This is a genomic window from Variovorax sp. VNK109, assembly GCF_049445855.1.
GTDB lineage: Bacteria > Pseudomonadota > Gammaproteobacteria > Burkholderiales > Burkholderiaceae_C > JAGOCV01.
In genome coordinates, this window is sequence record NZ_JBMSDV010000004.1 from 203449 (window position 1) to 222525 (window position 19077).

The 19077-nt window shown below is 63.0% G+C and carries 19 protein-coding genes; 10 read left to right on the plus strand and 9 right to left on the minus strand.

The genetic code is table 11. The features are described from left to right. The first annotated feature begins 7 nt into the window (after positions 1-7). From ACO2Q9_RS15345 to ACO2Q9_RS15365, 5 genes are all read left to right on the plus strand, one after another. Complete coding sequence (locus tag ACO2Q9_RS15345; protein WP_423312676.1) at positions 8-2257, plus strand: CHASE2 domain-containing protein; 2250 nt, start codon at positions 8-10, stop codon at positions 2255-2257. Between the two features lie 9 nt (positions 2258-2266). Further along, the gene (locus ACO2Q9_RS15350; protein ID WP_423312677.1) at positions 2267-3058 is read left to right on the plus strand and encodes a 3',5'-cyclic-nucleotide phosphodiesterase; all 792 of its coding nucleotides are present in this window, start codon (positions 2267-2269) and stop codon (positions 3056-3058) included. Next, the gene (locus ACO2Q9_RS15355; RefSeq protein WP_423312678.1) at positions 3055-5490 is read left to right on the plus strand and encodes an ATPase, T2SS/T4P/T4SS family; all 2436 of its coding nucleotides are present in this window, start codon (positions 3055-3057) and stop codon (positions 5488-5490) included. The genes ACO2Q9_RS15350 and ACO2Q9_RS15355 overlap by 4 nt, the downstream gene beginning before the upstream one ends. 173 nt (positions 5491-5663) lie before the next feature. Beyond that, entirely contained in the window at positions 5664-6125 is a 462-nt protein-coding gene (locus ACO2Q9_RS15360) for a pilin (RefSeq protein ID WP_423312679.1), read from the plus strand. 274 nt (positions 6126-6399) lie between these two features. After that, positions 6400-7953, plus strand: coding sequence for a Wzy polymerase domain-containing protein (locus tag ACO2Q9_RS15365; protein WP_423312680.1), 1554 nt, complete (start codon positions 6400-6402; stop codon positions 7951-7953). 17 nt (positions 7954-7970) lie between these two features. Here ACO2Q9_RS15365 and moaC read toward each other — a convergent pair whose 3' ends face one another. Beyond that, positions 7971-8465: a cyclic pyranopterin monophosphate synthase MoaC gene (gene moaC, locus ACO2Q9_RS15370; protein ID WP_423312681.1), complete on the minus strand. Its 495-nt coding sequence runs from the start codon at positions 8463-8465 to the stop codon at positions 7971-7973. A gap of 39 nt (positions 8466-8504) precedes the next feature. On the opposite strand from moaC, the gene tfpZ reads away from it, so the two are divergent. Beyond that, positions 8505-9263, plus strand: a complete 759-nt coding sequence (gene tfpZ / locus ACO2Q9_RS15375; protein ID WP_423312682.1) for a TfpX/TfpZ family type IV pilin accessory protein — start codon at positions 8505-8507, stop codon at positions 9261-9263. 71 nt (positions 9264-9334) lie between these two features. After that, a complete protein-coding gene (locus tag ACO2Q9_RS15380; RefSeq protein ID WP_423312683.1) occupies positions 9335-10789 on the plus strand; it encodes a M48 family metalloprotease in 1455 nt (484 codons plus the stop codon). On the opposite strand, the gene ACO2Q9_RS15385 is transcribed toward ACO2Q9_RS15380, so the two are convergent. Genes ACO2Q9_RS15385 through ACO2Q9_RS15395 form a run of 3 tightly spaced genes read right to left on the minus strand, consistent with a single transcriptional unit; the run spans position 10757 to position 12390 of the window. Further along, the gene (locus ACO2Q9_RS15385) at positions 10757-11113 is read right to left on the minus strand and encodes a phage holin family protein (protein WP_423312684.1); all 357 of its coding nucleotides are present in this window, start codon (positions 11111-11113) and stop codon (positions 10757-10759) included. The genes ACO2Q9_RS15380 and ACO2Q9_RS15385 overlap by 33 nt on opposite strands. 59 nt (positions 11114-11172) lie before the next feature. Beyond that, complete coding sequence (locus ACO2Q9_RS15390; RefSeq protein WP_423312685.1) at positions 11173-11628, minus strand: hypothetical protein; 456 nt, start codon at positions 11626-11628, stop codon at positions 11173-11175. Between the two features lie 45 nt (positions 11629-11673). Beyond that, positions 11674-12390, minus strand: coding sequence for a TerC family protein (locus ACO2Q9_RS15395; RefSeq protein WP_423312686.1), 717 nt, complete (start codon positions 12388-12390; stop codon positions 11674-11676). Positions 12391-12903: 513 nt separating this feature from the next. Between ACO2Q9_RS15395 and ACO2Q9_RS15400 the strand changes: the two genes are divergently transcribed. Next, positions 12904-13347, plus strand: a complete 444-nt coding sequence (locus ACO2Q9_RS15400; RefSeq protein ID WP_423312880.1) for a DUF3717 domain-containing protein — start codon at positions 12904-12906, stop codon at positions 13345-13347. Between the two features lie 94 nt (positions 13348-13441). Further along, positions 13442-13744, plus strand: a complete 303-nt coding sequence (locus ACO2Q9_RS15405; RefSeq protein WP_423312687.1) for a DUF2007 domain-containing protein — start codon at positions 13442-13444, stop codon at positions 13742-13744. A gap of 22 nt (positions 13745-13766) precedes the next feature. On the opposite strand, the gene ACO2Q9_RS15410 is transcribed toward ACO2Q9_RS15405, so the two are convergent. Continuing rightward, the gene (locus ACO2Q9_RS15410; RefSeq protein WP_423312688.1) at positions 13767-14327 is read right to left on the minus strand and encodes a YaeQ family protein; all 561 of its coding nucleotides are present in this window, start codon (positions 14325-14327) and stop codon (positions 13767-13769) included. Positions 14328-14346: 19 nt separating this feature from the next. Then, positions 14347-15726 (minus strand): adenylosuccinate lyase, encoded by a 1380-nt coding sequence (gene purB / locus ACO2Q9_RS15415; RefSeq protein ID WP_423312689.1) that lies wholly within the window; start codon positions 15724-15726, stop codon positions 14347-14349. Between the two features lie 82 nt (positions 15727-15808). On the opposite strand from purB, the gene ACO2Q9_RS15420 reads away from it, so the two are divergent. Beyond that, positions 15809-16423, plus strand: a complete 615-nt coding sequence (locus tag ACO2Q9_RS15420; RefSeq protein ID WP_423312690.1) for a glutathione S-transferase N-terminal domain-containing protein — start codon at positions 15809-15811, stop codon at positions 16421-16423. Positions 16424-16466: 43 nt separating this feature from the next. Here ACO2Q9_RS15420 and ACO2Q9_RS15425 read toward each other — a convergent pair whose 3' ends face one another. Genes ACO2Q9_RS15425 through ACO2Q9_RS15435 form a run of 3 tightly spaced genes read right to left on the minus strand, consistent with a single transcriptional unit; the run spans position 16467 to position 19072 of the window. After that, complete coding sequence (locus ACO2Q9_RS15425; RefSeq protein ID WP_423312691.1) at positions 16467-17237, minus strand: SDR family NAD(P)-dependent oxidoreductase; 771 nt, start codon at positions 17235-17237, stop codon at positions 16467-16469. Continuing rightward, entirely contained in the window at positions 17234-18505 is a 1272-nt protein-coding gene (locus ACO2Q9_RS15430; protein WP_423312692.1) for an MFS transporter, read from the minus strand. The genes ACO2Q9_RS15425 and ACO2Q9_RS15430 overlap by 4 nt, the downstream gene beginning before the upstream one ends. A 6-nt stretch (positions 18506-18511) precedes the next feature. Beyond that, positions 18512-19072 carry a chalcone isomerase family protein gene (locus ACO2Q9_RS15435; protein ID WP_423312693.1) on the minus strand — a complete coding sequence of 187 codons (561 nt, stop codon included), beginning with the start codon at positions 19070-19072 and terminating at the stop codon, positions 18512-18514. Positions 19073-19077 lie beyond the last annotated feature (5 nt).

Sequence of the window (19077 nt, forward strand, 5' to 3'; positions counted from 1 at the left end):
GGGTGACATGGGGGCGTTGATCCGTCACTGGCCCCGCATCGCGGTCACCCTGATCCCCCTCCTGTTCGCGCTGCTGCACGCGGCGGGCGTCATGCGCCTGGGCGTGGTCCAGCGGCTGGACGACATCATCTACGACGCACGGCTGCAGGCCACCATGCCGCGCACGATGGACGATCGCATCGTCATCGTGGACATCGACGAGAAGAGCCTGGGTGAAGTGGGCCGCTGGCCCTGGAGCCGCAACCGCATGGCCGAGCTCACCGACGAAATGTTCGGCCGCCAGCAGGCCGCCCTGGTCGGGTTCGACGTGGTGTTTGCCGAGCCCGACGATTCGTCCGGCCTCAAGCAGCTTCGCCAGCTGGCCCAGAATGAACTGAAGGATCAGGCCGCTTTCAACGAAAAGCTCTCGCAGTTGCAGACTTCGCTGGACTACGACGCGCTGTTCGCCAAGTCACTCGAGCGCAAGCCGGCGGTCATGGGCTATTACTTCACCAGCGACCGCGAGGGTCTGACCTCAGGCGCCCTGCCGGCGCCGGTGATGGACAAGGCCATGCTGCAGGGCCGCCCCATCAAGTTCACCACGTGGAACGGCTACGGCTCGAACCTGCCGCAACTGGCCAAGGCGGCTCCGGTGGGCGGCTTCTTCAATTCCATCACCGACGGCGACGGCGTGGTGCGCTCGATCCCGCTGATCGCCGAATACAAGGGCGAGCACTACGAATCGATGGCGCTGGCCATGTTCCGCATGCTGGTGGGCATGCCGGAGGTGGCTCCCGGGTTCCCGCAGGAGCGCTTCATCGGCCGCAGCTATCAGGGCCTGGAGAGTATTTTGCTCAGACAGGGCGGCAAGACGCTGGCCATCCCGGTCGATGACCGGGTCGCCACGCTGGTTCCCTACCGTGGCCCGGGCGGCCCGGCCGGGGGCTCGTTCAGATACATCCCTGCGTCCGATTTGCTTTCCAAGCGCCTGCCTGCTGGCAGCCTGAAGGACAAGATCGTGCTGGTCGGCACCACGGCACCAGGCCTGCTGGACTTGCGCGTCACGCCCGTGGGTGAAACCTACCCTGGCGTCGAAACCCACGCCAACGTGATCGGCGGTTTGCTGGACGGCAAAACCCTCGTGAAGCCGGACTATGCGGTGGGTTATGAAGTCTCGTTGCTGGTCATCGCGGGCATGCTGCTGGCGTTCGCGCTGCCGTTGCTGAGCGCGGTGCGCGCGGTGCTGCTCAGCGTGGCGGTGGTGGCCGTTCTGGTGGCGCTCAACTTCTGGCTGTATCTCGGCTTCGGGCTGGTGCTGCCGCTCGGCTCCGCCATCCTGATGGCACTCACCGCCTTCGCGTTGAACATGAGTTACGGCTATTTTGTGGAAAGCCGTTCCAAGCGCGAACTGGCCAACCTGTTCGGCACCTACGTGCCGCCCGAACTCGTGGACGAGATGGTGAAGGACCCGGACGCCTACAACATGCAGGCCACGTCCAAGGAACTGACGGTGATGTTCTGCGACATGCGCGGCTTCACCAAGATGTCGGAAAAGATGGAGCCGACGCAGTTGCAGGCACTCTTGAACGACGTGTTCAGCAAGCTCACGCAGATCATCCGCGGCAACCGGGGCACCATCGACAAGTACATGGGCGATTGCGTCATGGCCTTCTGGGGCGCGCCGGTGGACACCTCCGAGCACGCGCATCTGGCCGTCAAGTCCTCGATGGAAATGTCCAACGCGATCCGCCGCATCAACGAGGAACACCGCGAGAAGGGCCTGCCCGAGATCGGCATCGGCATCGGGCTGAACACCGGCACGATGTGCGTGGGCGACATGGGATCGGACATCCGCCGCAGCTACACCGTGATCGGCGATGCGGTGAACCTGGGCAGCCGGCTCGAGGGCTTGTCGAAGTCCTATGGCGTGGACATCGTGGTGAGCGAATCCACCCGCAAGCAGTCGCCGGACTTTGCCTGGCAGGAACTCGACCGCGTGCGTGTGAAGGGCAAGGAGCAGGCGGTCGGCATCTTCTGGCCGGTCACGCCGATGAACCGGCTGGAGTCGGACACCAGCTCCGAACTCAAGCTCTGGTCCGAATTCCTCAAGGCGTATCGCGGCCAGGACTGGGACCGTTGCGACGTCCACATGCTCAACCTGCAGCGCATGAATGCCAAAAAGTACCTTTACCAGCTTTACTCGGAAAGGGTAGCCTCGATGAGGCTGTTGCCATTCGATCCCTCCTGGGACGGGGCGACGAATTTCGAAACCAAGTAAGGCGGTGGGATGAAAGTTCGTGTGTTGGGGTGCTCGGGAGCGATCGCCAAGGATTGCCGCACCACGTCCTTTCTGCTGGACCGGGACGTCCTCATCGATGCCGGCACCGGCGTGGGTGATCTCACGCTGGATGAGATGCGCGCGGTCGACCACGTGCTGCTCACCCATTCCCACCTGGACCACATTGCCGCGCTGCCCCTGATGGTGGACGCCGTGGCTGGCCAGCGCAGCAAGCCGCTCATGGTCCACGCCCTGCCCGGCACGCTGGACGCGCTGCGCAACCATGTCTTCAACAACGTCATCTGGCCCGATTTCAGCCGGATCCCGACCCCTGAAGCGCCGTTCATCCGGTTCAGCGAAATCCAGATCGGCCAGACCCTGTCGATCACCGGCAAGCTGATCGAAGTGCTGCCGGCCGTGCACACGGTGCCGGCGGTGGGCTATGCGGCGACGTCCGGCTCCGGTTGCTGGGTCTTCAGCGGCGACACGGAGCGCAACCCCGCCTTCTGGAAGCGGGTGAACGAATTGAACGTGGCCATGCTGGTCATCGAAACTGCCTTCAGCAACCGCGAGAAGGAGCTGGCGGAAATCAGCCTGCACCTCTCACCCATGGCGCTGGCGTCGGAATTGAAGAATATTGCCAAGGGCAAGCAGTTTCCGATCTACATTACACATACCAAGCCCGCCGAGACCGACCTGATCATGTCCGAAATCCAGGGGCTGGACCAGACCCGGACGTTCGGACTGAACTTCATGCATGACATCCGCTGGCTGCGCGCGGGCCAGGAGTTCGAGATATGAGCGCTGTAATGAAGCCACCCGGCTCCGAGAGGGACGCCGAGCAGGCTTTTTTCGACTCGCAGACACTGCCGCCCGAGAAGCGCGGCGTGACCTTTGCTGCACTGTTCTTCAAGCAATTGCAGGCGGTCAGCACGCGCATCCACGAGACCGAGAACCTCGACCAGCTCATGCTGGATTCGAGCCAGGACATCTGCAAGCTGTTCAACGCGGACCGTCTCACGGTCTATGCGATCACCGAAGACGGCACGGCCATCATCTCCAAGGTGAAGACGGGGCTGAACACCGCGCGTGCGCTCAAGCTGCCCATCAGCGCGCAGAGCATCGCGGGCTACGCCGCGTTCAGTCGCAAGCTGGTGAATATTTCCGATGTCTACGACGACGACGCGCTGCGCAAGATCCACCCGACACTGACCTTCCTGAAGGAAGTCGACAAGCGCTCGGGCTACCGCACCAAGCAGATGCTGGCCGCGCCCATCATGGACGGCGACACGCTCTACGGCGTGATGCAGGTCATCAACAACAAGAGCGATCAGCCGTTCGGCGATCTCGAGGTCGATGGCGCGCAGCAACTGTGCAAGACGCTGGCCACCGCCATCCGCCAGCGCACGCGCAAGGTCGTGAGCGACGGGGCGATGGTCAAGGCCACCAAGTACGACGGCCTGATCTCCGAGGGTGTGCTCACCTCCGACGAACTGCAGGACTGCGTGCTCAAGGCGCGCGAGGAAGGCGTGCCGGTCGAGCAGGTGCTGATGGCCGACTTCAGCGTCAAGGCGGCGCAGATCGGCGCCTCGCTCTCCAAGTTCTTCGGTGTGCCTTATGAGCCCGCAACGGCGCAGCCGCGCATGCGCTCCGAAGGCCTGCACGGCCAGCTCAAGCGCGAGTTCCTGGAAGAACAGCGCTGGGTGCCGCTGGAGGATTCGCCCGAAGGCCTGGTCGTCATGTGCCTGGACCCGGAAGCCGTGCGCGGTTCGCGCGTGGTGCCGCAGGTGTTCTCGCGCATGGGCAAGTTCACCTACCGGGTGACCACGCAGAAGGAGTTCGACGAAACGCTGAACCAGCTGTTCGGCAGCACCGGCGATACCGGCGGCTCCATCGACCAGATGCTGGCCGACCTGGGCGGCGGGCCGCTGGACGACGAATCCGGCAGCGGCGACGACTCGCTCGAATCCGCGGCGGCCGACAACGAACTGGTGAAGTTCGTGAACAAGGTGATCATCGACGCCTACAACCAGAAGGTCTCGGACATCCACATCGAGCCCTTGCCGGGCAAGGCCAAGACCGGCATCCGCTTCCGCATCGACGGCTCGCTCGTGCCGTACATCGAAGTGCCGTCTCACTTCCGCCAGGCCATGGTCACGCGCCTGAAGATCATGTGCGACCTGGACATTTCCGAGAAGCGCAAGCCGCAGGACGGCAAGATCAAGTTCAAGAAGTTCGGCCCGCTGGACATCGAGCTTCGTGTGGCCACCATCCCGTCTGCCGGTGGCGTGGAAGACGTGGTGATGCGTATCCTGGCGGCCGGCGAGCCGATCCCGCTGGAGAAGCTCGGCCTCACGCCACACAACAAGGAGCGGCTGGAGAAGACGGTCAGCAAGCCCTATGGCCTGTTCTATGTCTGCGGCCCCACGGGCTCGGGCAAGACGACCACGCTGCACTCCATCCTGAAGTTCCTGAATACGCCGGACACCAAGATCTGGACGGCGGAAGACCCGGTCGAAATCACGCAAAAGGGTTTGCGACAGGTGCAGATCAACAAGAAGGCCGGCATCGACTTCGCGCTCGTCATGCGTGCCTTCCTGCGTGCCGACCCGGACATCATCATGGTCGGCGAATCGCGCGACAAGGAAACCGTGTCCATGGGCGTGGAAGCCTCGCTCACGGGCCACCTGGTGTTCTCGACGCTGCACACGAACTCCGCGCCCGAGTCCATCACCCGCCTGCTGGACATGGGCATGGACCCGTTCAACTTTGCCGATGCGCTGCTCGGCATCCTCGCGCAGCGCCTGGCCAAGAAGCTGTGCGACTGCAAGGAAGCCTACGTGCCCGATCAGGAAGAAATCAAGACCTTCCTGGCCGAATACGCCGAAGAACTGCGGCACTCCAGCGCCTGGAAAGCCGACTACGCGGGTGAAGCCCGCAAGCTCTACGAGAACTGGGTCAAGCTCTACGGCAAGGAAGGCAAACTGACCTTCTACCGCTCCAAGGGCTGCGAGAAGTGCGGCAACAGCGGCTACAAGGGTCGCGTCGGCCTGCATGAACTGCTGATTGCCGACGACGCCGTCAAAAAGCTCGTGCAGGAACGTGCCCGTGTCGCCGAACTCTTCGCCCAATGCGTCGAAGGCGGCATGCGCACGCTCAAGATGGACGGCATGGAGAAGATCATGATGGGGCTGACCGATCTGAAGATGGTCCGTCAGGTTTGTATCAAGTGACGCGAGTGACTGACAAATTTGTCATCGGGCGTCGTCTGCAAGCGCGATTTTGACAGGCGAGTCCCGATTCCGCGTGCGATAGTTCTCGATATTGCAGGCCTCGAAGCTGTCATCGCGCTGGCATAGAATCTGCACCGGTTACCCAGCCTAACTTTTTTTAACAGGAGCTCCTCATGAAGCGTTCTATGCAAAAGGGTTTTACCCTGATCGAACTGATGATCGTTGTCGCGATCATCGGTATTCTGGCCGCCGTCGCCCTGCCGGCTTACCAAGACTACACCGTGCGCGCACGTGTGACGGAAGGTCTGTCGCTGGCTGGTGGTGCCAAGACAGCAGTGGCTGAAAACGCTGCTAACGGTGCTCCCTTTGCGTCTGGCTGGACTGCACCTTCCGCAACGACGAACGTGAGTAGCATTGCGATCGATCCTGATGTGGGCACGGTGACCGTCACCTACACGACGCGCGCAGGTGGGCAAGCAGCCGGCGAAACGCCGACGATCTTGATCGTTCCGACAAGCAACGGCGCAGCTCTTGCCTCAGGTGTTCCCCCGACAGGCGGCGCTATTTCTTGGAATTGCACGACCGGCACTCTGGTTGATAAGTTCCGCCCGGCAGCATGCCGTTCTGGTGCTTAATCGGGTGCTTGGTCTCTAATTGAGACTGGCATCCTGAAAAAGGGGCTCCTCCGGGAGCCTCTTTATTTTTGCGTAAGACAGAATGAGCGTATCCGTAACTGCTGCATTTCCCGTTCTGCTTGTCGCAACGGGCTTTCTCTTGCCATATAGCGATGGGCCGCTTACAACGTTTCATCTCGAATGGGTAGCTGCAGCAGGGTGGTTGTTCTTGTCCGTTTCTCATGGGTTGCTTACCCATACAAGACGAACCGACGTACCACGGGTACTCCGTCTGGTGCTGTTGCTGCCGGGCTTGCTTCTGCTTGCCGCGCTTGCGAATCAGCTCATGGGTCGTACGGCCTACGCTGGCCGCACTTATCTTTATCTCCTGTATATGAGCTCGGCGGCGGGTGCAATATGGCTGGGGTGGCAGACTGGCTGGCAGTCGGGGGCCAAAGGCGATAAGACGAGAAATCTCTCAACAATTGATCTGGTTGCATGGGCCGTGCTGCTGGCTGCAACTGCAAATGCAGTCATTGGATTTGCCCAGTATCTGGGGTTGTCGCTGCCGACATGGCTTGCTGTGCGTCTCCCGACTGGCGGACGTGTGTTTGGCAACCTGCGGCAGGCCAATCTTTTCTCGTTGCTTCTCGTTCTCGGCATCATCTGTGCAGCCATGTTGTTTGCACAGCGGCAGAAAAGCTGGAAGCTAGACGGTTTTGCCATTCTCCTGGGGGCTGCCTGCGCGTTGTCGCTCTCCAGAACCGGCGCTGTCATGATCTGGCTGGTGTGCATCGGGGCGTGGGCGGGCAAGGGATTGTCTTTGCCCTCCAGAAGATTTGTCGCAGTTGCCACCATTTCGCACGCGTTGGCATGGGGTTTGTACAGTGCGCTGTCCACCATGTCGTGGAAGGTTTATGCGCCCACGTCGACTATTCAACTGGTGCCTGGGCAAGGAAATTTCTCTTCATTCCGCCAGGAAATCTGGATGGGCATGCTCCAGGTGGCCCAGAGTAATTTCTGGACAGGTGTAGGCACCGGAGGTGCAGGACACGCGTATTTTTTGCAGGACGTGCAAGGCCGTTTTGACGTCAACATGCAGAACGCTCATAACCTCGCTCTACAGATATTCGTTGAGCAGGGCGGGCCATTTGTCATTGCCTGGCTTGGCATACTGATTTATGTCATCTGGGCAGTGCGGAAGGCTTGGTTTGATCCCATCGGGCGAGGGCTCTTTTTGCTGCTGCTGGCTTTTGCCGTACATAGCACTCTGGAGTATCCGCTCTGGTATCTGTATTTCCTGTTGCCCTGTGCTTTTTTTCTCGGCGCACTTTGCAGCTTGGCGGCGTCACCCACCGATTCTGCGATCCAGGAGGCGAACCCTGCGAACTTCAAGCGCCTGTTGATCGGAGGCGCAGCCGCCGCAGTGCTGCTGATCGGTGTTGCTTGGGACTATCGCAAAATTCTTCCTGTATTCAAAGGGAGTAGCGCACAGGCGCTCAGTCATCTGGAGGAGGGTTACAAGACTCTGCTCTTCACGTATTGCGTGGACTATGCCGCGGTTGCCAACGTTGCTGTGACCCCAGAAAATGCGGCGACTTACTATCGACTCACCAAGCGCTTGCATACGGCGGTCATCCAGCCATTCACGGTGCTGAACCTCGCAATGGCGAGCCAGATGATCGGCAAGACGGATGAGGCAGCCTTGTACCTCAGGCGACTGCAGGAGATTTCGCCAACAGCGATAGAGGAAATCTGGGCAAAACTCTCTGTGCCTGAGCAGGAAGTCCTGGCGCCGGCCATCGCGCGCATGGAGACGCTGGACTCGGGCAGCTCAAAGCGTAAATAAGTCGAATAGGCCGGGTGCTAGTGAGCGTCGGCGGTGAAGGTGCCCGATCGTCCGCCGCGCTTTTCGAGCAGACGGACATTTGTCATGAGCATCTGCTTGTCGATGGCTTTGCACATGTCGTAGATGGTCAGTAGCGCAATCTGCACCGCGGTCAGCGCCTCCATCTCGACGCCCGTTTGGCCGGTCGTCTCCACAGTGGCCTTGCAGACAATGGCAGCCACGGGCTCCGGAAGAAGCTCGAAATCGACGGCCACGCGCGTGAGCGTGAGTGGATGGCAAAGCGGAATCAGGTCACTCGTCTTCTTCGCTCCCTGGATGGCCGCAATGCGAGCGATCCCCAGCACGTCACCCTTCTTGGCCGTGCCGTTCTGGACAATGGCCAATGTTGCCGGCAACATTTCTATCCGCCCCGATGCGACCGCAATGCGGTGCGTGACGGGCTTACCGCCCACGTCGACCATGTGAGCTTGTCCTTGTCCGTCGAAATGCGTCAGTTTCTGGCTGGATGTCATGGTTACAAAACCTTTACCTGATCGGTGCATCATAAAAGCATGTCCGTGCTGAAAAACCGGCTGCGTGCGACGTCAATCCGACTCGCATTCAGCGCGCTGATTGCATGTGCCTTGGCGGGCGTCATATTCCTCGTCTGGTATCCGTACCCCTACCGCGAAATCTCGGGAGGGCGGCAGCTATTTTTTATAGTGGTCGCTGTAGACGTGATCCTGGGTCCGTTCATCACACTGATGATCTTTGATCTGCGAAAGGGCTGGCCCGTATTGCGCAAGGATCTTGCGATGGTCGTGGCGGTTCAACTGCTGGCACTTTGTTATGGGATCTGGACAGTCCACGCTGCCCGGCCTGTCCATCTGGTGTTCGAGTACGACAGGTTCCGGGTGGTTCACGCAGCGGATATGGATTCTGGCGTGGCTGGCAGTATCGCCAAGGATTTTCCGCAGTCAGCCCGGAGCGGCCCGACGCTGGTCGCCTTACGTGAACTCACCGAGCAAGACAGGGCGAAGTACACGGTACAGAACGTGACTGGCGTATTGGAGCTCAGCCAGCAACCCGAGCTCTGGATGTCCTATGACAGTGCGAGACGCCGTGTGCTGAAGGCAGCCGAACCTCTGGAGAGCTTGAAGCGCCGCAAACCTGAACATGCAACCACCATCGACGCCGAAGTCAAGGCAACGGGGTTGAACGCCGCAGGATTGGTGGCGTTGCCGTTGGCAGGCAGGGATGAATTCTGGACGGTCATACTGGATGGCCAAACGGCCGAGCCAGTGATCTATCTGAAGGTAGACCCATTCTGATGCGATCGAATTTGAAGACCCATTTCCGACAAAGTGTGGCGTCGCTGCTGGTCGCGGCATTGACGGTTGCAATGATGTTCCCCGCCCAAGCCCAACTCCCCACACTCGGCGACAGCAGCGACATGACCGTCTCCGCCGAGCGCAGGCTCGGGGACCAGATCGTGCGGCAGATCTACCGCGATCCCGACTACATCGACGACCCGCTGCTGTCCGAGTACATCCAGCAGATCTGGCAGCCCTTGATGGCCGCATCGCGCGCGCGCGGTGAACTCACGCCGGAGATCGAGGAGCGTTTTGCGTGGGAGGTGATGCTGATCCGCGACCGCACGGTCAACGCGTTCGCACTGCCGGGCGGCTATCTCGGCGTGCATCTGGGGCTCATCGGCGTGGTGGCCAATCGCGACGAGTTGGCCTCTGTGCTCGCGCACGAGTTGAGCCACGTGACGCAGCGTCACATCGCACGCATGCTCACGCAGCAGGGCAAGCAGACGCCTTGGTTGATCGGCGCGATGATCCTGGGCGTGCTGGCGGCGGGAAAGAATGCCGACGTCGGCAATGCGGCCATCGTCGGTGGGCAGGCACTGGCGGCGCAGAGCCAGCTGAATTTCTCGCGTGACATGGAACGCGAGGCCGACCGCATCGGCTATGGCGTGATGGGGCAGGCGGGTTTCCAGACCTTCGGCTTCGTGACGATGTTCGAGAAGCTTCAGCAGGCCTCGCGTCTCAACGACAACGGCTCGTTTCCTTACCTTCGTTCGCACCCGTTGACGAGCGAGCGCATTGCCGACATGCAGTTGCGCCAGCAGCTGGAGTCGCGCACAACTCTTGCGCAACCGTTGCTGATGGAGCACGCGATGCTGTCCGCGCGGGCGCGCATCCTCGCCAATCCCTCGGTGGACGTGTTGCGCGCGGCGATCACGCAGGCGCAGAACGCAGGCAGTTCGCCCCTGAACACAGCCCGCCAGAGTGGCGACCTGTACGCCGCCGTGCTGGCTTCAACGCGCCTGCGCGAGTTCGATCGTGCGCGTGAATTTGCCGGCCGGCTCGTCCCGCTCGTGGCCGCCGATGCGCGCGCGGCGCGCCTTGCGCGCCTGCTCGAGGTGGAAGTGGATCTCGCTGCCGGTGAGACGCAGCGTGCCATCGCGCGCCTCGACGCATCGGCGGCTGACCGGCCGGAGCTGTTTCTGGCTGCGCAGGCGTACGCGCGTGCCGGGCGTGCGGGCGAGATGTCTTCCTCGCTACAGACCTGGATCGCGGCGCATCCGCGCGATGCGACCGCCTGGCAACTGTCGGCGGTAGCGCTGAATGGATCGGGACAACCGCTGAGAGCGATCCGTGCCGAGGCGGAAGCGCAATACGTCCGCCTGGACTACGCCGCCGCAGTGGACCGATTCAAGGCCGCACAGGACATGATCCGCCGCGGTGAGGCCGGGCGAGGTCCGGAGGCTTATATCGACGCGTCGATCATCGACACGCGCCTGCGCGAAGTCGAATCACTTCTTCGAGAGCAGCGCCTCGAGCGCTGAGTCGATGATCATGCTCAGCACGGAGTAGATCAGCGAGCCGATCAGCGCCGCGCCGAAGCTGCGCACGCCGAAACCGTCGCCCATCAGATGGGCGGCGGCCCAGAACATGGCGGCATTGATGATGAAGAGGAAGAGGCCGAGCGTGACGAGTGTCACCGGCAGCGTGAGCACGACCAGGATCGGTCGCACGACGGTGTTGAGCAGCCCGATGACGAAGGCGGCGATCAACGCTGCCGTGAAGCTCTTGACCTCGACACCGCTGTACAGGTAGGCGACGGTCAGCAGGGCTGCCGCGCTCAGGAGCCATTTGAGGATGAGTCGCATGGCGGGAGCATAGCACCGGACCGTCGCCCGGTGGCGGCGGTGCATGTGGTCAAGTCAGATCAATCGGCGGCAAGCAGCAGGATCGCGCCCATGCCGGCCACGGCACCGGGCACCGTCCAGCGGGCCTGCCCGCCTTCGGGCTGGTCCTTGGTGACGGGTTCCATGTCCTGGCCGAACTTCGGGCGACGTGCGTCAAGCACGCGCGCCGCGCCGTGCTCGGACAGCAGGCGCGTGGTCAGCTCGGAGAGCGGGCCCTTGGCCAGCACCGGCGTGACCTTGTCGCCACGGGCGGTGAGCAGCGGCACGACCTGGCCGAACAGCTTGTCGGACCACTTGGCGCGCCAGTTCTCGCGCGCGCTGTGGCTGACCCATTTGCTGATCCGGTGCGTCATGCGCGGCGCGCACGCCACCACCACCCAATGCGTGGGTGTGGCGTTCGCGGCGGGGCTCGTCATGGGTGTGAGTTGTTGTTCTGCGTAGGCGGCGTCGTCCACGTACACAATGATTCTTTCCATGTTCGCTCTCCTGTTGTGAATTGAAATTGACCTGCGATCAGTGCATCAGGCGGGATTTGGACCGGGAGGGGTGCCTCCACCTGCCGGGCGGCGGTTCTTCAGCCAGCCAGCCAGCAGTACGCCCACCACGGCCAGCGCGCAGACGCCCCAGTATGCGAACTGGTGCGACGGCTCCGGGCCCTTGAACACGCCCGCAAGCATGTTCTCGTTGACGATCATCTTGCCGGCAGTGAACGCCAGGACGCCCGCGCCGATGTACATGATGGCCGGGAAACGCTCCACCAGCTTGAGCACAATCGTGCTGCCGAAAACGACGATCGGGATGCTGATCAGCAGGCCGATGACCACGAGGTCGAACGAGCCCTGCGCCGCGCCAGCCACACCGAGCACGTTGTCGATGCCCATCAGCGCGTCGGCGATGATGATCGTCTTCATGGCACCCCAGAAAGTGGTGGCCGCCGGGCCGTGTTCTTCGTCCCCACTGTCGTGGCTGTCGAGCAGCTTGTAAGCGATCCACAGCAGCCCGAGGCCGCCGGCCAGCATGAGGCCGGGAATCTTGAGCAGCCAGACGACGATGATCGTCATGGCGGATCGGACGACAATGGCGCCGACAGTGCCCCAGACGATGGCCTTCTTCTGAAGATCTTTGGGCAGGCTGCGTGCCGCCAGCGCGATCACGATCGCGTTGTCGCCTGCGAGGACGAGGTCAATGAGGACGATGGCCAGCAGCGCCGACCACCATGCGGGGGACATGAATTCCATGCAAAAAAGCTCCGAGTCGTATCGATCAACAACCCGAAGCAGGCACGGTATCCGGAACACTGGTGCGCGGTGTGTTCTGAACACAACCGGTACCGCACAAGCGCACTTCGACCAAACCTGCTTCAAGGTTCCAATCGAAGGTCTTGCTCGGCATTGAAATCATGCGATATGTGCCCAACAAGCCGGAAGATATGCTTCGTATTGACGACTTGTTGATACCTCCTGCAACGATGTCCTCTGGACACCTCCCTGTGCTGCAGGAAGCGGGAGCTACTCCCCTTCGTGAGCGGATTAGAGCATGGCTGTTGCGCTGCGTGCAAGTGCGGGTTTGTCCGCCCGTCAGCTTCGGCTTCAAGCGTTTTGCCTTCAAGACCGGCCTGCATTCTGGTTCGGGTGCTCCTGAAAAAAGAGCAAAACAAATTGAAACCAGGCTGTTGACAGAACCGCCGAAGAATCGCAGAACGCGGCCGGCGGCGCGCCGGAGACGGCGCTATGATGCCCGTCCGCCCTGCCATGCCCGCCATACACATCACCGACGTCGAAGCCGCCATCAACTACTGGCGGGAGAAAAAGCCCTCGCCCGATGGCATCACGCTTGCGCCCGAAATCCGGGCGTTGGCAGAGGTGTATGCGCTCATGGTTTTCTATCACGAGGACGAGGCCGACGAGCGCTCGTTCCCGCCTCAGGCACTGGCTGCCTGGCGCACCTGGTACGACACAACGCCCGACACGCCCTGCATCGCCATCTGTTCGACCAGCCAGGGCGACGCCGTCTGCAAGGGATGCGGCCGCACGTTCGGCGAAGTCCAGCGCTGGCCTGAAATGACACCCGCCGAGAAGCGCTCCACCTGGCGGCGCATCACGATCGAGGGCGATGCGTGGCGTTTCAACCGCTACGCGGAACGCGCGGCCGAAGGGCCTCGCTCGCCGGCCGATCCCGAAGTGCAGGCGGGCTGAGCGCTTCAACCGCTTTGCAACGCACGCGCCTTTACAAGCATTGCCGTGCGCGTTATCTTGGGGACGTCCTTTTGCCTCCGGTATCCATGCTGCCATGCTGCGTCTGACCCAGGCTCCCAACATCGCCATAGCGACGCTGTGGGTGGATACGCTGTGCGAGGCAGGGATTGCTGCTTCGGTGCAGCGCCAATACCTGCTGGCTGCCGCCGGGCATCTTCCGCCCGACCAGTGCCTGCCCGAAGTCTGGCTCACGCACGAGCAGCAGGAACCGCAGGCCCGTCAGCTACTTGACGATCTCCAGCATGTTCCGCAGCGGCGCTGGTTCTGCCGTTGTGGCGAAAGTGTCGAAGGCGGCTTCGAGCAGTGCTGGAGTTGCGGCACGCTGATGCCTGTCTGACGCCTCGTGGCCACCAGCGGCGCTATTTCCAGCGCACGCACTCCACGTTCACGCTTCCCCGGTCGCTGCCCAGCAGCAACGCGCCGTCCTGGATGGTGGCCTGCAACTGCATGCTGCGTTCGGCCAGGGCAGCCAGCGCTTGCGACGCCTCGGTCGGAACGCGCCAGACCTGCAGCCTGTCCAGCCGCGAGAGCTTCCCCTCGATGCCGCGCCACCACACTTCGGCGGCGTGATTGAACGCGTAGACCAGCACCTGGTCGGCACGCGAGCACGCCTTGGCCAGGGGTTTGTCTTCGGGCTGGCCGACCTCGATCCACAGGCGCTTCTGGCCGGTGAAGTCGGTGAGCACCACGTCAGGTTCGTCGGGGCTGGACAGGCCGGCACCGAAAGTCAGCGTGCCATCGCCATTGCAGACGGTCTGCAGGGAATGCGCCTGCAGCGCGAGCGCGGCCAGGCGGATCATCATGCGCTCGTCGGTCTCGCTGGGATGCCGTGCGAGGGTGAGCGTGTGGTCGGCGTAGTAGCCGTGGTCGATGTCGGCGACGGACAGGTTGGCCTTGAAGACCGTGGATTTGAGGGCCATCGATGAAGCCGTGCGATGCTCAGACGCGGCGGGCAAGTTCCGCCGCCCGGCCGATGTAGGTGGCCGGCGTCATTTCCAGCAGGCGCTGTTTCTCGGCGTCGGGAATTTCCAGCGAACGGATCAGTCCATGCAGGTCAGTTGCAGCCACGGTTTTGCCGCGCGTCACTTCCTTGAGCTTCTCGTAGGCGCCCTGCACGCCGTAGCGGCGCATCACGGTCTGGATCGGCTCGGCCAGCACTTCCCAGGCAGCGTCCAGATCGGCAGACAGCGCTTCTTCATTGAGTTCCAGCTTGTTCAGACCGGTCAGCAGCGACTGGTAGGCCAGCACGGCATAACCGAGCGCCACGCCGACGTTGCGCAACACGGTGGAGTCGGTCAGGTCGCGTTGCCAGCGGCTGACGGGCAGTTTTTCCGACAGATGGCGCAACAGGGCATTGGCCAGGCCGAGGTTGCCTTCGGCGTTCTCGAAGTCGATGGGGTTGACCTTGTGCGGCATGGTGGACGAGCCGATCTCGCCCGCCTTCAGGCGCTGCTTGAAATAGCCCAGGCTCACGTAGCCCCAGACGTCGCGCGCCCAGTCCACCAGGATGGTGTCGGCGCGGGCCACCGCGTCGAAGAACTCGGCCATGTAATCGTGCGGCTCGATCTGGATGCTGTAGGGCTGGAAGGTCAGGCCCAGGCCCAGCGGCTCGGGTGTCTCCACGACCTTGCGGCTGAACGCTTCCCAGTCGAAATCGGGCCAGGCGGACATGTGTGCGTTGTAGTTGCCCACCGCACCGTTCATCTTGCCCATCAACTTGACGCTGGCGATGCGTTCGCGCGCGGTAACCAGGCGCACCACCACGTTGGCGACCTCCTTGCCCACCGTCGTCGGGCTGGCGGTCTGGCCGTGCGTGCGGCTGAGCATGGGCACGGCTGCATGCGCATGCGCCATGTCGCGCAGCTTGGCGATCACCGCGTCCAGCGCGGGCAGCAGCACGTTGTCGCGTGCGGCCTTGATCTGCAGCGCGTGGCTGGTGTTGTTGATGTCTTCGCTGGTGCAGGCGAAGTGCACGAACTCGCTCGCGCTCTCGAGTTCAGGCCGGGCCTCGAACTTCGACTTGATCCAGTACTCCACGGCCTTCACGTCGTGGTTGGTGGTTTTCTCGATTTCCTTGATGGCCAGCGCGTCGGCCTCGGAAAAATTCTTCACGAGGCCGAGCAGGTACGTGCGGGCACCCGGCGTGAGCGGCTTGAACTCGGCGAAACCGGCATCGCTGAGCGAAATGAACCAGGAGACTTCGACCTGGACGCGGCGGTGCATGTAGCCCTGCTCGCTCATCAGCGGGCGCAAGGCGGCCAGCTTGGCGGCGTAGCGGCCGTCCAGCGGCGAAAGGGCGGAAATGGTCGAGAAAGGCATGGCCCGAATTGTAGGCGGGTGCCCCGGAGCCCTTCCCCTAAAATGATTCCATGCAAAAACGTGAAAGCCCCGGGAGATGGTCATGAAGCTGATCGGTGCCGTTACCAGCCCGTACGTGCGCAAAGTCCGCGTCGTCATGGCCGAAAAGAAACTGGACTACCAGTTCATCCAGGAAGACGTCTGGGCGGCTCAGACCACCATCCACGAATCCAATCCGCTGGGCAAGGTGCCTTGCCTCGTCATGGAAGGCGGCGAAGCCGTGTTCGATTCGCGTGTCATCGTCGAGTACCTGGACACGCTCTCTCCCGTCGGCAAGCTCATTCCAACGCAAGGGCGCGAGCGTGCCGAAGTGAAAACCTGGGAAGCACTGGCTGACGGCCTGCTCGACGCCGCACTGCTGGCCCGTCTCGAAAGCACGTGGGTGGGTCGAACGGCCGAGCAGCGCAGCCAGGCGTGGATCGATCGCCAGATGCTCAAGATCGGGCACAGCCTGAAGGCCATGAGCCGCGGGCTGGACGAGAAGCCCTTCTGCAGCGGCATTCACCTGAGCCTGTCAGACATTGCCGTCGGCTGTGCGCTCGGTTACCTGGACTTCCGGTTCCCCCAACTGGACTGGCGCAGCGACAACCCGAACCTCACGAAGCTGTATGAAAAGCTGATGCAGCGCCAGAGCTTCCAGGACTCGCGCCCGGGCTGACCGGCTGCCGGGTAACTGGCGCGCCGGTGCGCGCCCGCAGGCTTCAGAGACCGGTGAACCGGCGCACTGCCGGGAAGTACGCGCCATACGGCAGCAGGTGCAGCGCTTTCATCCAGCGCGTGAACCGGTGCGGGAAATGAATCTCGAAGTCGCCCCGTGCCCAGCCGCGCACGATGGCTTGAGCCGCCTGGGCAGGCGTCATCAATGCAGGCATCGGGAAGTTGTTCTGTGCGGTGAGCGGCGTCTCCACAAAGCCCGGATTCACGATGCTCACACCCACGCCGAGGGGATGCAGATCGGCATACAGCGTCTCGGCAAGGTTGATCAGGGCCGCTTTCGTCGGCCCGTAGGCAAGGCTGTTGGGCAGGCCGCGATAGCCGGCCACGCTGCCTGTCAGGCTCAGGTGGCCATGACGCTCGCGCAGCAAGGTCGGCAGGCAGGCGTCGAGCACGTGCAGTGCGCCCACATAGTTGACCTGCTCATGCCGCAGCATCTCGCCGATGTCGAAGCTCGTGGCGCGAACGGCCCTGTAGTGGCCGGCGCAATACATCACCAGATCGGGCGCGCCGGCTGCGAGTGCGACCGTGGCGGCTGCTTGCACGCTGCCGGGGTCGGTCACGTCCATGGGCAATGGCACGATCCTTTCGTGGCGCGCCGCGGCTTGCTGCAGCGCGTGCTCGTTGCGCGCGGATGCGAACACATGCGCGCCCTGCGCATGCAGCAGTTCCGCAGTCGCACGGCCGATGCCGCTGGAGGCGCCGATGATCCAGGCCTTGCGGCCCTGCCAGTTGTGCAGGCGTGGGTTGAGGCTCATGATGTGGGGCTTCCGTAAGTCGGCAAACGCCGGAGTTGCAGGTAAAGGATGACCGCTGCGCAGGTCTTCAGGGCGCAGGGCAGGAGGCAGTACGCCATCGACAGTGCCGCCAGGCCTTGCGCATCACGAGTGCCCGGCGTGTAGCCGAGCAGTGCGAGCAACGGCAGGGCGAGACCGGCGGCCAATGCGAGGTTGAGCTTGGTCGCGAAATTCCACCAGCCGAAGTACGCGCCTTCGGCGCGACCCTGGTCGCCCGCCCGCGCGATGACGCCTGCGAGCAAGGCACCTGGCAGTGCAAGGTCGCTGCCCAGCATGGCACCCGAGAGCGCGCAGACGATGAGGAACGCCGTCGTATCGCCTGCGCCGAGCTGCCAGGCGCAGCCGAACGCCGCAATGCTGCCCACCATCCCGATGAGCCAGGCCCGTGCAATGCCAAGCCTGCGGACAACGCGCAACCAACACGGGATCGACAGCGCCGCGCTGATGAAATACAGACCCAGGAACGCCGGCTGCATCGCCGGTGGCGCCTGCAGGCGGTCCTGCACGAAGAACAGCACCAGTGTCGCCGGCACGGCACTCGCGATGCCATTGGGCATGAAGACAAGCAGCAGCTGCCGGAACTCCGGCGCACGCCAGGGATGCCAGACGCTTCCGGCATGCGTCGCGGCTTCCGGTGTCGGTGCGGCCGTGTGACGCCAGGCCCGGCAGCCCGCCACCAGCGCGACGAGCAGCACGGCCGCTGTCACATGCAGACCGGCCAGCACCGGCAGCACGGCTGCAAGCACGACGCCGACCAGGCCGAGGCCTTCGCGCCAGCCGACGATGCGGCTGCGCTGCGCGGCATCACCGCCGAGCATGGCACCCCATGACTGGTGCATGACGCTGAGCAGGCTGTACGCCGTATACGTGAGGACAAGAAGGAGGCTTGCCCAAGCAAGCAGCGGATAGCCGCTCTTCAGTGGCGGGAAGAACAGCAACACGAACCCGAGCCAGAGCGCGAGCGCCGCCGCAACACCGACATTCAGTACCCGCTTCGGCGATCGTGCGAAGAGGCGGTCGCTGAACTTGCCGATGAGCGGATCGATGAACGCGTCGAACAACCGTGCGACCAGCAGCAGCACGCCGAGTGTTGCGAGCGGCAGTCCGAACTCGGTGGCGTAGTGGTTGGGCAGCACCACATACAAGGGCAGGGCCACGAACGCCAGCGGCAGGCCGAGCAAGCCGTACGACAGTCCGTCGGTCGTGCTGAACGATGTGGTGGCGCGCATGGCGTATCAGGGCTGTGCCTGCCCGAGCAACGCGCGGCGCAGGGCGGGCTCGGACGTCTGCGGCGCGAGCCAGATGCCGAAGAACAGACGGGCAAAGGTTTCGTCATGGATTTCGCCGGTAGCGCGTCCGTTGGTGACGAACCTGACCTTGCCACCGGGCTGGTGGATGCCCGAGATGCGATCACCGCGCCGGACATCGGGGAAAGCGGCGCGCATGCTGCGCGTCCACTCGGTTGCCTGCGCGTCGCTGAAGCTGCCGATGCGCCGCATCTCGAGGATCGAGCGCTCGGCGATGGATTCGCCGCTGAAGTCGCGCAGGTAGCCGAGCTCGAGGACGAACGTGTGGTCGCCATAGTTGTCTGCGCGAAAGCCGGGCGCGGCCCACAGGCTCGCGTCGTAGGCCTGAAAGCCCCAGACTGTCAGCCGGCCACTGCCGATCCGCTGCGCCTGGGGCAGGGCTTGCTGCACTTCCGGCGGCACAGTCGTGACTCCGGTCATCGCCTGCGCGACGGCCCACGACGGGCACGCTTGCAACACGCAGGCCAGGAGCAGCGCCGCGGATCTCATGGCCC